Source organism: Soonwooa buanensis (assembly GCF_900167905.1).
GTDB lineage: Bacteria > Bacteroidota > Bacteroidia > Flavobacteriales > Weeksellaceae > Soonwooa > Soonwooa buanensis.
Genome location: NZ_FUYZ01000019.1, coordinates 1 through 12665 on the forward strand (window position 1 = coordinate 1; position 12665 = coordinate 12665).

Below are 12665 nucleotides of genomic sequence, written 5' to 3' on the forward strand. Positions count from 1 at the left end.
AATTCATAATTCATAATTCATAATTCATAATTCATAATTCATAATTCATAATTCATAATTCATAATTCATAATTCATAATTCATAATTCATAATTAATAATTCATAATTCATAATTCATAATTCATAATTCATAATTTATAACTCCTAACTAAAATATATAACTCTTTTCCTTAAATCTATAACAAATAAAGTTTTGCATTTCCGAATTTTGTATTATAAATTCAAGGAATATGGAACGCACGTATAAAGTTTTAGGAATGACTTGCTCTGGTTGTCAGGGGAAAATTACTGAAGCGTTAAATAATATAGAAGGAATACACGCTCACGTTAATTTAGAAAAAAGTGAAGCAGTGATACATGGCAATCGCGATGTTAGCTTAGAAGAACTTAATAAAGCACTTTCTCAAGCGGGAAACTACAAATTGCAAGACCCAAATGTGGTAAATAACACGTTTGTGAAGCCACAAGACAGAGTTTCGCCGTCGTCGGTTTATTATTGTCCAATGGAATGTGAAGGCGATAAAGTTTATTTTAAGCAAGGTGAAAGATGTCCAGTTTGTAAAATGTATTTGGTGCCGATTGAAGAGAAGAACCAAGAACCAAGAACCAAGAACCAAGATGAGAAACAGCATCATCACCATGCTCATCCAACAACCCTCAACCCTCAACCCTCAACCAACCAAGATAACGCCGGGAAATATTATTGTCCGATGTTTTGTGAGGGCGACAAGGTTTACGATTCCAATGTTGGTTGCCCCGTTTGTGGAATGGACTTGGTGAAATATCCCGAAAAGAAAAAAGCGCAATACACTTGTCCGATGCACCCAGAAATTGTGCAAGATACACCAGGCGATTGTCCGATTTGTGGAATGGATTTGGTGAAAATGCCCGACAAAAGCGACGATGAAGAGGATGAAACATACAATATTTTAAAGAAAAAATTCTGGATTTCGTTGGCGTTTACGCTTCCTGTTTTCATTTTGTCAATGGGTGGAATGTGGTTTAATTTTCCGTTTTCGCACGAAATTCAGGCTTATATAGAATTGGCATTAACAATTCCAGTTTTGTTTTATTCGGGATGGTTTTTAATGAAAAGAGGTTGGGTTTCTTTCAAAACTTGGAACCTCAATATGTTCAGTTTGATAGCTTTAGGCGTTGCTGCGGCATTTTTGTTCAGTCTTTTTGCAATGTTTTTTCCAGACATGATTCCGCACGAAATTCGTGGTCATGGTGGTAATATTCCTCTTTATTTTGAGGCGGTTTGTGTGATTTTAACCTTAGTGATTCTCGGACAATGGATGGAAGCTGCAGCTCATAAAAAAACAGGAAAAGCCATTCAAGAATTAATGAATCTTTCGCCTGATGAAGCCACTTTGGTGGAAGGAAAAACCGAGCGTAAAATTACTTTGGATGAAGTAAAAATCGGAGATATTTTAAAAGTAAAACCAGGCGAAAAAATCCCAGTTGATGGTAAAATTATCGAAGGAAATTCGTCTATTGATGAATCGATGATTACAGGAGAGCCGACTCCTGTTGAGAAATCTGAAAACGATAAAGTAACTTCTGGAACCATCAACGGAAATCAAGTTTTCTTGATGAAAGCCGAAAAAGTTGGCGACGAAACTTTACTCTCGCAAATCATTAAAATGGTGAATGAAGCGAGCCGTAGTCGCGCTCCGATTCAGAAATTGACGGATAAAGTTTCAAAAGTTTTTGTTCCAGTAGTGATTTTAGTCGCTGTTTTAACCTTTGTTTTATGGCAAGTTTTCGGTCCAGAAGGTCAAAAAACATTATTTGCTTTCGTGAATGCTGTCGCAGTTTTAATTGTGGCTTGTCCATGTGCTCTAGGCTTAGCAACGCCAATGTCGTTAATGGTTGGAATTGGAAAAGGCGCGAAAAATGGAATTTTAATTAAAAATGCCGAAGCGCTTGAACAAATGAACAAAGTAAACGTTTTAATTACCGATAAAACAGGAACTTTAACCGAAGGAAAACCATCTTTGGAGCATATTGAAGGCGTTAATAATGCAACTGAAACTAAAATATTACAAGTTGCTGCTTCTTTAAATCAAAATTCGGAGCATCCGCTTTCAAACGCTGTTTTAAAGAAAGCAAAAGAACAAAATATTGCTTTTGAAAAAGTTGAAAATTTTGAAAACGTTTCTGGAAAAGGTGTTCAAGGAAATATTAATGGAAAGAAAACTTATTTAGGAAACGAAAATCTTTTAACATCAAACGGAATTATCATCCCTGAAAATTTAAAACAAAAAGCAACCGAAGTTCAGTCAAAAGCGCACACCATTTCTTATGTCGCCGAAGGAAACGAGGTTTTAGGCTTTGTAAGTTTCACTGATAAAATTAAAGAAACGTCTAAAAAAGCAGTTGAGTTTTTATTAAAAGAAGGCGTTGACGTTATGATGATGACTGGCGACAACGAACATACCGCAAAAGCCGTCGCAGATGAACTTGGAATAAAACATTACAAAGCAAATTGTCTTCCGCAAGATAAATTGAATGAAGTTAAAAAATTGCAATCCGAAGGGAAAATTGTAGCCATGACGGGTGACGGAATTAACGATGCGCCTGCTCTCGCACAATCCAACGTGGGAATTGCAATGGGAACGGGAACCGATGTTGCTATTGAAAGCGCAGAAATGACTTTGCTAAAAGGCGATATTTTGGGCGTTGCAAAAGCAAAAATGCTAAGCGAAAAGCTTCTGAAAAATATTAAAGAAAACCTATTCTTTGCGTTTATTTACAATGTTTTAGGAATTCCGTTAGCTGCAGGTTTGCTCTACCCTTTCTTCGGAATCTTATTATCACCGATGATTGCAGCTGCTGCCATGAGTTTTAGTTCACTTTCTGTAATTTTAAATTCATTGCGATTGAATGCTGTGGATTTGGAAGTGAAGTAAAAAGTTAAATCATTTTTAAAATAAAACTTGTTGATATTCTCAGCAAGTTTTTCTATTTTTAAACCAAATGAAAATCTTGATATGAAAAAGAAACTTGTGGTTTTATCGGGTGCTGGGATTAGTGCAGAAAGCGGAATTTCGACTTTTAGAGATTCGGATGGTTTGTGGGAAAATCATCGTATTGAAGATGTGGCGTCGCCCGAAGGTTTTGAAAGAAATCCAGAATTAGTTTTGGAGTTTTACAATCTTAGACGTCGACAATTAAAAGATGTAAAACCAAATCGAGCGCATGAAATTTTAGCAGAACTAGAAAGAGATTTTGATGTTCATATCATCACGCAAAATGTAGACGACTTACATGAGCGCGCAGGTTCTACAAAGGTAACGCATCTTCATGGTGAACTTCGCAAAGTGCGTCCTGTAAATTCAGAAAACGAAGCAATTCTTTGGGAAGACGACCTTAATCTGGGCGATTTGGACGAAAATGGCATACAATTGCGACCTCACATTGTTTGGTTTGGCGAGATGGTTCCAGAAATGCAAAATGCTGCCGAAATTGCTTCGGAAGCGGATTTGTTTTTGGTTATTGGGACGTCTATGCAAGTTTATCCAGCAGCAGGTTTAGTGCATGATGTTCCTACAAATGCTGAGATTTTTGTGATTGATCCCAATTTAGATTTTTCGATGTTTAGAAATAAAGAAAACTGTTTTAAAAGCTCTGCAACAGAAGGTATGCAAAAACTTAGTGAAATTCTGAAATCAAAATTTCTGTAATATTTTTATTCAGATTTTTCTAAATATTTTCATCGGTTTTAAATTGATTTTTCAGTATTAAATAACTTCCAAAAATCTTAAAGTGTTAAAGTTTTAATTTGGACTAAACTTTAACACTTTTATTTAAAAAAAGCAAAAACTCGGCATCACATTTGATGGATTTAAAATAGAAAAATTTAACATTTCTTTAACTTAATTCCATTTAAAATTTATGAAAACATTTTTTGAAGAAAAGCTTAAAACATCGGCTTTTCTTGGGACGCTTGCATTAATTTCGGCAACGTCATTTCTTTTGGTTGGTTGTGATAAAACGACAGAACGCATCGACGCAAAAACCACCGAACAACCTCAAAAGAAACCCGTCTCAAAAAATGTTATTAAAGTTGATGAAACTACCGAAACAATCAGCGATAACAAACGAATTATCTATTTAACTTTTGACGATGGACCAAATCGTGGAACCGAAAATCTCTTAAAAATTTTGCATAAAAGAAATGTTGTGGCAACCACTTTCGTTGTGGGTAAACACGTTAATGGAAGCGCTAAACAGAAAAAAGATTTCGCAGATTTGCAAAAAGATTCTTTGATAGAAATCGCTAATCATAGTTTTAGTCATGCGGATAATCGCTATTCGGAGTTTTACAAAAACCCAGAAAAAGTCGTTGCAGATTTTGATTCGGCGCAGGTTCTTTTGGGTTTAAATAATAAAATAGCAAGAACGCCTGGACGAAATATTTGGCGACTTAATAACATAAGTGTTACTGATATTTCGGCTTCAAAAGTTGCCGCCAATCAACTACAAATTGCTGGCTACAAATTGGTTGGTTGGGATCTAGAATGGCGTCCTACCGCAAAAATGTCATTAAAAGGAAACCATCAACAAATGATGAAAAAAGTCGACAGTATTTTTTTGAATGATTTAGAAAAAACGTCTAAACATTTGGTGTTTTTGACGCACGATCAATATTTGACGGATGACGAATCGCTGGCAGAATTGGATGAGTTTATCGATGTTTTGCAAAAGTCTAAACGCTTCGAATTCCGAAAGATTTCTGAATATCCAAAAATTAATGAGATTCTGAATTAAATCGCTTTACAAATAAAAACAAAATCCGCTTAAATATTGAGCGGATTTTTTATTAATTTTAAAACAGTTTTCATATTTATATAAGCCAATCGATGGACGTTTTAGATAAAATAATTTCTGCTAATATTTTCAAAAAAGAAATCATTTTGAAACGAAATGAGTTTTTGAAAACTGAAAATAGCATTGATCCTAATATTTATTTTGTGAAAATCGACAGGATTCTAAATTCTTAATGCCAGAAGCAATATTTGGAACAATTTGTATTTTTATTTACTTTCGCTAAAGTTTAAATTTGACTTAGATAAAACGACACAAACTATGAAAAAATTTCTAAAAGCGGTTGGAATTATTTTTTTGATTCTGATTGGATTTGTAATTCTTATACAATTTGTTGGATTCAATATTGGCAGTGTTCATATCGGTAAAGCTAAAAATGATTTGCGCGCCGAAAAAATTAACACGTTTGAAAACAGTAATTTTCAAAACGAAATCTTAAACTCTGACAAGCTAACTTGCATCAATATTTGGGCAACTTGGTGCGTCCCATGTGTTGAAGAAATGCCAGAATTAAATAAGATAAAAGCAGAATTTGAAAGCAAAAATGTGCAATTTGCTTCACTATCAATCGATACAGATTCGGCGAAACTTCAGAAATTTATTGATTCTAAAAAATTTCATTTCGAGGATTTAACTTTGGTAAATGTGAAGTATAAAAATGCAATTTTAAATTTCCTTGAAAAAAAACCTCTTAACTTCGAGAATACAACACAAGCAATTCCTTTGACATATCTTGTTAAAAACGGGAAAGTTATCCATAAAATTGAAGGCGGAACCGACGCTACAGAATTGCGAAAATTAATTAATGAAAATTTATAAAAAAACGCGACGATTAAACTTAACTGCTAAAAATTTTCATTTATTAAAAAATAAAAAAAGTTTCAACAAATGTTGAAACTTTTTTGTTATGGCTCGTAGGTCATAATGCTACGTTTATGCATTTTGAAACCTAGTTTTTGATAAAGATGAATCGCACGTTCGTTATGATTTTCGATTTCGAGGAACATCATTTTCAGATTTTGTTTCTGTGCAAATTCTTGCGCAAAAACGACCGCTTTGCCACCGTATTTTTTGCCTTGCGCTACAGGTTTTATATACAACTCGTCCAGAAAACACATCATTCCACCAAATTCAAACGAGAATAAATAATTGAGAATCATGTAACCAACAACTTCATTTTCTTCATTTTTTAAAATAAAACATTGACCAAGATTTGGACTTTCAACAAAAATTTCAAAATTTTTACGCGTCGTTTCTGTATCAAAAGGATAGCCATCAATTTCGTAAAAGTCTTTCATCATCGGCATTACCAAGCTTATTTCGTCAAGATCAAGTTTGTCTATTTTCAAATCCATTTCATAATTTTTCACAAAGTTAGGGATTAAATATTTGGTCATTCAAAATTTAATTCTACATTTGTAGAGTTAGATAATTACTTGTAGAATGAAAATTAAATTAACCGAAGCAGAAAAAGAAGTTATGCAAGTCCTTTGGGAAAAAGAGAAAGCCTTTATGAAAGATATTATCGATGCTTATCCTGATCCAAAACCTGCAACAACGACGATCGCAACCTTGCTAAAAAGGATGCAAAACAAAGATTTTGTTGGCTACGAATTGTTTGGAAATTCGCGGGAATATTTTCCTAAAATTGAAAAAGAGCACTATTTTTCTTCTGAAATGAAAAGCATGATTCACAATTTTTTTGATAATTCTGTGAGTCAATTTGCATCGTTTTTTACTCAAAATGCAAAGCTTAGTCAAAAAGAATTAAAAGAGTTGCGCGACATGATTGATGAAAAAATTGAAAACCCAAAGTCATGATTCCTTTTTACCTAAAATACGTTGCAGTAAGCAGTTTGCTGATTATTTTTTATTATTTGGTTTTAGAAAATCAAAAGAGTCATCGCTTCAAAAGGTTCTTTTTGCTGGCAAGTTTAGCTTTTAGTTTAGGGATTCCTTTTATCGAAATTCCTTTCGGAAGTTATTATGTTAAAGCCTCGACTTTTAATCTTGGACAAGAAGCTATCCAATCTCAGATTATTGAGGAAGCGCCAAAATTCGATATTTATCAAACTCTTTTCTATTTATATCTAATGATTGTCGGGATTTTAATTTTGAAATTAATGTTCCAAATCGGACAAATTTTATTTAAAAAAGTAAAAGCAAAAAATATAGTTTTTAAAACTTATAAAATTTCGCTTTTAGAAGAAAATATAACCGCTTTCAGCTTTTTAAATACGATCTATATTAATCGACAACGATTTGAAAATAATAACATAGATGACAGCATTCTCATACACGAACAGACGCATATTACGCAAAAACATAGTTTTGATATTTTATTAATTGAATTTTTAAAAGCTTTGTTTTGGTTAAATCCTGCATTATATTTTTTCAAAAATGCTATTACAACCAACCATGAATTTTTGGCTGACGACGCTGTTTTAAAACAAAAATCACTAAAAGATTATCAGGAAATAATTTATCAAGAAGTTTCTAATCATTTTTTCCCACTGACACAAACTTTTAAACGAAACAATAACACCAAAAAAAGATTTATTATGATGAACACCAAAAAAAGCAATAAAATGGGCTTTCGTATTTTCGGATCTGTTCTATTTACTTGTGGCGTCGCATTTCTCTTTGCCGAAAAAGTTAAAACGCCAATTGCAATTAATGATTCGGTTTTAGAAAAGAATACTCAACAGAAAGTTGGTGGTTTAGCACAAAATACTACAACAGAATTTCAAGCTTCTAAACCTACGATTGCAAATAAAGTTAGTGATACAATAAAACGTAAAAACGAACTGGAAGCTCCAAAAATTACTGGTAATGCTTCAAAATCTGAATCCGCAGAAGTAGAAAAACCTGCGGAATATCCGGGAGGAATTGGTAACCTGAGACGCGATTTAGCAATGGAAATCAACACAATTTCTTTTGAAAATATGAAAGGATTTTTAAAAACGGAAAGTATGATTAAGATTGATTCGGAAGGGAAATTTGTTGCTGTTACAACCACTGGTGAAAATCAAAACTTTAACAAAGAGGTTGAAAGAACACTTAATAAAATTCTTCAAAATGTCACTTGGACGCCGGCAAAAAAAGATGGTAAAAGCGTTACTTCTTATTACAAGCTACCAATCGTGATGGAATTTGCAGAAGATGGAAAAATGCCTCCTCCACCTCCACCGCCATCTCAATCAAGAAAATCAAAATAACAAAAAGAGCCAAATGAGGCTCTTTTTTCATTTTTAAACCCTATCGAAAGCAAAAAAATCTTAACTTTAAAGCATAATAATTCGTAAATAATGAGTCTTACAAAAGAGCAAATTGCCCAGCGTATTGCAAAGGAAATCAAGAATAATTCGTATGTTAATTTAGGAATTGGTATTCCAACCTTGGTTGCCAATTATATTCCAGAAGGAATAAATGTAGTGCTACAGTCAGAAAATGGACTTCTTGGCATGGGACCTTTCCCCATCGAGGGCGAAGAAGATCCAGATCTTATCAATGCCGGAAAACAAACTATTACAACTTTACCAGGTTCTGCCGTATTCGACTCCGCGATGAGTTTTGGGATGATCCGTGCGCAAAAAGTAGATTTAACGATACTTGGCGCAATGGAAGTTTCAGAAAACGGTGATATCGCCAATTGGAAAATTCCTGGCAAAATGGTAAAAGGAATGGGCGGCGCAATGGATTTGGTAGCTTCTGCAAAGAACATTATTGTAGCGATGCAACAAGTTAACAAACATGGCGAAAGCAAATTGTTATCAGAATGTACTTTGCCTTTAACTGGTGTTAAGTGTATTAAGAAAATTGTTACCGAATTGGGCGTTTACGAGGTTTTACCAGAAGGCGGTTTCCGACTTTTAGAAAGAGCGCCAGGCGTTAGCGTTGATGACATCAAAAAAGCAACTGCGGGCAAATTAATTGCCGACGAGAATGCTCCTGAAATGACATTTTAAATTTTAAATAAATCCATATAAAAATCAATGGGAAAATCTTTTAATGCTTCTGTTAACAAAAGTTACGACTTTAGTTTGGCGGAAGACCAAATCCATGCGATTGATGCTGTGACTTTGGATAACGAAAATTATCACATCCTTCATCAAAACAAATCTTACCAAGCCGAAGTTGTTGATGCCGATTTTAATCAAAAAAAATATACGGTTTCTGTTAACAACAATCTTTATGAAGTTGATATCCAAAACGATTTGGACAAGTTGATTAAAGAAATGGGCTTCGAAGTTGGAAAATCAAAACAAGTTAATGCGATTAAAGCGCCAATGCCAGGACTGATTTTAGAGATTTCTGTAGCGGTTGGACAAGAAGTTAACGAAGGCGACAGTCTTCTGATTCTTGAAGCGATGAAAATGGAAAACAGCTTCTACTCGCCGAGACAAGGTGTTATTAAATCTATTGCTGTAGAAAAAGGTCAAGCGGTTGACAAAGGACAATTATTAATCGAATTCGAATAAAATCTAATCATAAAATGAAAAAAATACTCGTAGCAAATCGAGGAGAAATAGCATTAAGAGTGATGAAAACAGCCAAGAAAATGGGTATTAAAACCGTTGCTGTTTTCTCTGTTGCAGATAGAGAATCTCCTCATGTTAAATTTGCTGACGAAGCGGTTTGCATTGGTGAAGCGCCTTCTAATCAGTCTTATTTATTAGGCGATAATATCATTGAAGTTTGTAAGGAATTAGGTGTTGACGGGATCCATCCTGGTTATGGCTTCTTGTCAGAAAATGCTGAATTTGCGGAAAAGGCCGAAGCTAATAATATTACATTCATTGGTCCACGTTCTAAAGCGATCCATATTATGGGAAGCAAATTAGCTGCTAAAGAAGCAGTTAAAGCTTACGATATCCCGATGGTTCCTGGCCTTGACGAAGCCATCACAGATGTTGAAAAAGCTAAAAAAGTAGCCGTTGAAATTGGTTTCCCAATTTTGATTAAAGCTTCTGCTGGTGGTGGTGGAAAAGGGATGCGTGTTGTAGAAAACGAAGGCGAATTCGAATCTCAAATGCAACGTGCCATTTCCGAAGCAACTTCAGCTTTTGGTGACGGATCTGTATTTATCGAAAAATATGTTGGTTCTCCGAAGCATATCGAAATTCAAGTTATGGCAGACGATCATGGCAATATTCTTTATTTATTCGAAAGAGAATGTTCGGTGCAACGTCGTCACCAAAAGGTTGTTGAAGAAGCGCCATCTGCGGTTTTAACACCAGAAATTAGAAAAGCAATGGGAGAAGCTGCTGTTAAAGTGGCTAAATCTTGTGATTATCTAGGTGCTGGTACTGTTGAATTCCTTTTGGATGAAAACAAAAATTTTTATTTCCTAGAGATGAACACGCGCCTACAAGTTGAGCATCCAGTAACCGAAATGATTACAGGAATGGATTTGGTAGAATTACAAATTCGTGTTGCTCGTGGTGAAGCTTTACCAATAAAACAAGAAGATTTAAAAATTGATGGTCACGCGCTAGAACTTCGTGTTTATGCAGAAGATCCATTGAATGATTTCTTACCAAGTGTTGGGACTTTAACGACTTATCAACCGCCTGTTGGTGAAGGTATTCGTGTGGATGATGGTTTTGCTGAAGGTATGGACGTTCCGATTTATTACGATCCAATGCTTTCAAAATTAATCGTTCATGGTAAAGATCGTAACGAAGCAATTGAAAAAATGCTAGAAGCGATTCAAGATTACAAAGTTGAAGGTGTTAGCACGACTCTGCCTTTCGGTAGTTTTGTATTCGATCATGAAGCTTTCCGCTCTGGAAATTTTGACACTAATTTTGTTAAAAAATATTACAGTCCAGAAATTATTGTTGAAAACCAAGCTAAAGAAGCGGAAGTTGCAGCATTAATCGCTTTGAAAAAATATCTTGAGGATCAAAAATTATTGCGTGTTCCTAATCAATTCTAAATCAAATCATGGAAAATAAAATAGACCTTTTAAATAAAAAAATAGCGGAGTCTAAATTGGGCGGTGGCGAAAAAAGAATTGCAACGCAACACGCTAAGAAAAAACTAACCGCAAGAGAACGTATCGAATATTTCTTTGACGAAGGTTCTTTTGAAGAAATTGGCGCTTTCATCACGCACCGTACCAAGGATTTTGGAATGGATAAAGAATATTATCTTGGCGATGGTGTTATCACTGGTTACGGAACGGTTAACGGTCGCTTGACTTATGCTTTCGCTCAAGATTTTACGGTATTCGGAGGAGCTTTGTCCGAGACGCATGCAGAGAAAATTTGCAAAGTGATGGATATGGCGGTTAAAGTTGGTGCCCCGATGGTTGGTCTTAATGACTCAGGCGGTGCGCGTATTCAAGAAGGTGTAAGATCATTGGGCGGGTACGCTGATATTTTCTTTAGAAATGTACAAGCTTCTGGTGTTATTCCTCAGATTTCTGCCATTATGGGACCTTGCGCTGGTGGCGCGGTATATTCGCCAGCGATGACGGATTTTACAATGATGGTGGAGAACACATCTTATATGTTCGTAACAGGACCTAACGTTGTTAAAACTGTAACCAACGAAACAGTAACTTCCGAAGAATTAGGTGGTGCTTCGACACATTCTACAAAGTCTGGTGTTGCACACACAACTTCTGCTAATGATGTTGAATGTCTTGAAGATGTAAAAACTTTATTAAGTTATCTTCCTCAAAACAACCAAGAAGTTACGCAACAATTACCTTACGAAATTGGCAACGAACTTCGTGAAGATCTTAAAAACATTATCCCAGATAATGCCAATAAACCTTATGATATGCACGATGTCATCAATCATTTAATTGATGAAGATTCGTTCTTTGAAATTCATAAAAACTATGCTGAAAACATCGTTGTAGGTTTTGCAAGAATTGCAGGTAGAAGTATTGGTATCGTGGCTAATAATCCAATGTTCTTGGCTGGTTGTCTAGATGTTAATTCGTCTATTAAAGCGGCGAGATTCACACGTTTTTGTGATGCTTTCAATATTCCGTTATTGGTATTGGTGGATGTTCCTGGTTTCTTACCTGGTACAGATCAAGAATGGAATGGTATCATCACGCATGGTGCAAAGTTATTGTACGCCTTATCAGAAGCAACAGTTCCGAAAGTAACAGTTATTACAAGAAAAGCTTATGGTGGCGCTTACGACGTTATGAACTCTAAACATATTGGTGCTGACATGAACTTTGCTTGGCCATCTGCTGAGATTGCTGTAATGGGAGCAAAAGGAGCCTCTGAAATTATTTTTAAAAGAGAAATTTCGGAAGCAGCGGATCCTGCTGCAAAACTTGCTGAGAAGGAAGCAGAATATGCTGAGAAATTTGCTAATCCTTACACAGCTGCACAAAGAGGTTTTATCGATGAAGTTATTTTCCCAGAAGATACCCGTCGAAAATTAATAAAAGCTTTCGCGATGTTGGAAAACAAATTCGTTGAAAGACCAAACAGAAAACACGGTAACATCCCGTTATAACAAACAGGTTTAATAGTCAAAAATAGTTGGTAGAATTCTTTCTATCGCCTATTATTATTGATGATACGAGAAGTTTATTGAACTTTGTTTCAATAAACTTTTTTTATGCCTGAAAAATCAAAAAAAATCGTTGTTGGAGCTGTAAAAGTCTGAATGTAATTTCGTGGGGAAAACAAAATAATAAGAGACGTTTTAAATGTAAAAATTGTGGTATTTATTTTACCTCCGAGAACAAGTCTGTTGGCTTAAAAAATAAGGAAGTTTGGTTCAAAAAATGGATTGTTGGAAAACAGACTTATGAAGAAATTTCACGAGACTCAGGATACTCAGTTAGTACTCT

Annotated in this window: 12 protein-coding genes; 11 read left to right on the plus strand and 1 reads right to left on the minus strand. The window is 34.9% G+C overall.

From position 1 onward, the window contains the following. Nucleotides 1-231 precede the first annotated feature (231 nt). From B5X62_RS15145 to B5X62_RS15160, 4 genes are all read left to right on the plus strand, one after another. Complete coding sequence (locus B5X62_RS15145) at nt 232-2916, plus strand: heavy metal translocating P-type ATPase (RefSeq protein ID WP_079668326.1); 2685 nt, start codon at nt 232-234, stop codon at nt 2914-2916. 81 nt (nt 2917-2997) lie between these two features. Then, nucleotides 2998-3690: an SIR2 family NAD-dependent protein deacylase gene (locus tag B5X62_RS15150; RefSeq protein WP_079668335.1), complete on the plus strand. Its 693-nt coding sequence runs from the start codon at nt 2998-3000 to the stop codon at nt 3688-3690. A gap of 211 nt (nt 3691-3901) precedes the next feature. After that, the gene (locus B5X62_RS15155; protein WP_079668327.1) at nt 3902-4777 is read left to right on the plus strand and encodes a polysaccharide deacetylase family protein; all 876 of its coding nucleotides are present in this window, start codon (nt 3902-3904) and stop codon (nt 4775-4777) included. A 318-nt stretch (nt 4778-5095) separates the two neighbouring features. After that, complete coding sequence (locus B5X62_RS15160) at nt 5096-5653, plus strand: TlpA family protein disulfide reductase (protein WP_144038410.1); 558 nt, start codon at nt 5096-5098, stop codon at nt 5651-5653. An 86-nt stretch (nt 5654-5739) separates the two neighbouring features. Here the strand turns inward: B5X62_RS15160 and B5X62_RS15165 are convergent, their stop codons facing one another. Next, a complete protein-coding gene (locus B5X62_RS15165; RefSeq protein ID WP_079668336.1) occupies nt 5740-6189 on the minus strand; it encodes a GNAT family N-acetyltransferase in 450 nt (149 codons plus the stop codon). Nucleotides 6190-6277: 88 nt separating this feature from the next. On the opposite strand from B5X62_RS15165, the gene B5X62_RS15170 reads away from it, so the two are divergent. The 7 genes from B5X62_RS15170 to B5X62_RS15795 all read left to right on the plus strand — a co-directional run. Then, nucleotides 6278-6655 (plus strand): BlaI/MecI/CopY family transcriptional regulator, encoded by a 378-nt coding sequence (locus B5X62_RS15170; protein ID WP_079668329.1) that lies wholly within the window; start codon nt 6278-6280, stop codon nt 6653-6655. Continuing rightward, nucleotides 6652-8052 (plus strand): M56 family metallopeptidase, encoded by a 1401-nt coding sequence (locus B5X62_RS15175; RefSeq protein ID WP_079668330.1) that lies wholly within the window; start codon nt 6652-6654, stop codon nt 8050-8052. The genes B5X62_RS15170 and B5X62_RS15175 overlap by 4 nt, the downstream gene beginning before the upstream one ends. 90 nt (nt 8053-8142) lie before the next feature. Further along, nucleotides 8143-8802, plus strand: a complete 660-nt coding sequence (locus B5X62_RS15180; RefSeq protein WP_079668331.1) for a 3-oxoacid CoA-transferase subunit B — start codon at nt 8143-8145, stop codon at nt 8800-8802. Between the two features lie 27 nt (nt 8803-8829). After that, nucleotides 8830-9315 (plus strand): acyl-CoA carboxylase biotin carboxyl carrier protein subunit, encoded by a 486-nt coding sequence (locus B5X62_RS15185; protein ID WP_079668332.1) that lies wholly within the window; start codon nt 8830-8832, stop codon nt 9313-9315. Nucleotides 9316-9329: 14 nt separating this feature from the next. Beyond that, nucleotides 9330-10775, plus strand: a complete 1446-nt coding sequence (gene accC, locus B5X62_RS15190) for an acetyl-CoA carboxylase biotin carboxylase subunit (RefSeq protein ID WP_079668333.1) — start codon at nt 9330-9332, stop codon at nt 10773-10775. A gap of 8 nt (nt 10776-10783) precedes the next feature. Continuing rightward, complete coding sequence (locus B5X62_RS15195; RefSeq protein ID WP_079668334.1) at nt 10784-12325, plus strand: acyl-CoA carboxylase subunit beta; 1542 nt, start codon at nt 10784-10786, stop codon at nt 12323-12325. A gap of 116 nt (nt 12326-12441) precedes the next feature. Further along, on the plus strand, nt 12442-12665 hold a 224-nt coding region (locus B5X62_RS15795; protein ID WP_449441363.1), incomplete at its 3' end, for an IS1/IS1595 family N-terminal zinc-binding domain-containing protein.

Coding starts and splice junctions, on each gene's coding strand:
- B5X62_RS15145 (WP_079668326.1), top strand. CDS start 232: ATGGAACGCACGTATAAAGTTTTAGGAATGACTTGCTCTGGTTGTCAG.
- B5X62_RS15150 (WP_079668335.1), top strand. CDS start 2,998: ATGAAAAAGAAACTTGTGGTTTTATCGGGTGCTGGGATTAGTGCAGAA.
- B5X62_RS15155 (WP_079668327.1), top strand. CDS start 3,902: ATGAAAACATTTTTTGAAGAAAAGCTTAAAACATCGGCTTTTCTTGGG.
- B5X62_RS15160 (WP_144038410.1), top strand. CDS start 5,096: ATGAAAAAATTTCTAAAAGCGGTTGGAATTATTTTTTTGATTCTGATT.
- B5X62_RS15165 (WP_079668336.1), bottom strand. CDS start 6,189: ATGGATTTGAAAATAGACAAACTTGATCTTGACGAAATAAGCTTGGTA.
- B5X62_RS15170 (WP_079668329.1), top strand. CDS start 6,278: ATGAAAATTAAATTAACCGAAGCAGAAAAAGAAGTTATGCAAGTCCTT.
- B5X62_RS15175 (WP_079668330.1), top strand. CDS start 6,652: ATGATTCCTTTTTACCTAAAATACGTTGCAGTAAGCAGTTTGCTGATT.
- B5X62_RS15180 (WP_079668331.1), top strand. CDS start 8,143: ATGAGTCTTACAAAAGAGCAAATTGCCCAGCGTATTGCAAAGGAAATC.
- B5X62_RS15185 (WP_079668332.1), top strand. CDS start 8,830: ATGGGAAAATCTTTTAATGCTTCTGTTAACAAAAGTTACGACTTTAGT.
- accC (WP_079668333.1), top strand. CDS start 9,330: ATGAAAAAAATACTCGTAGCAAATCGAGGAGAAATAGCATTAAGAGTG.
- B5X62_RS15195 (WP_079668334.1), top strand. CDS start 10,784: ATGGAAAATAAAATAGACCTTTTAAATAAAAAAATAGCGGAGTCTAAA.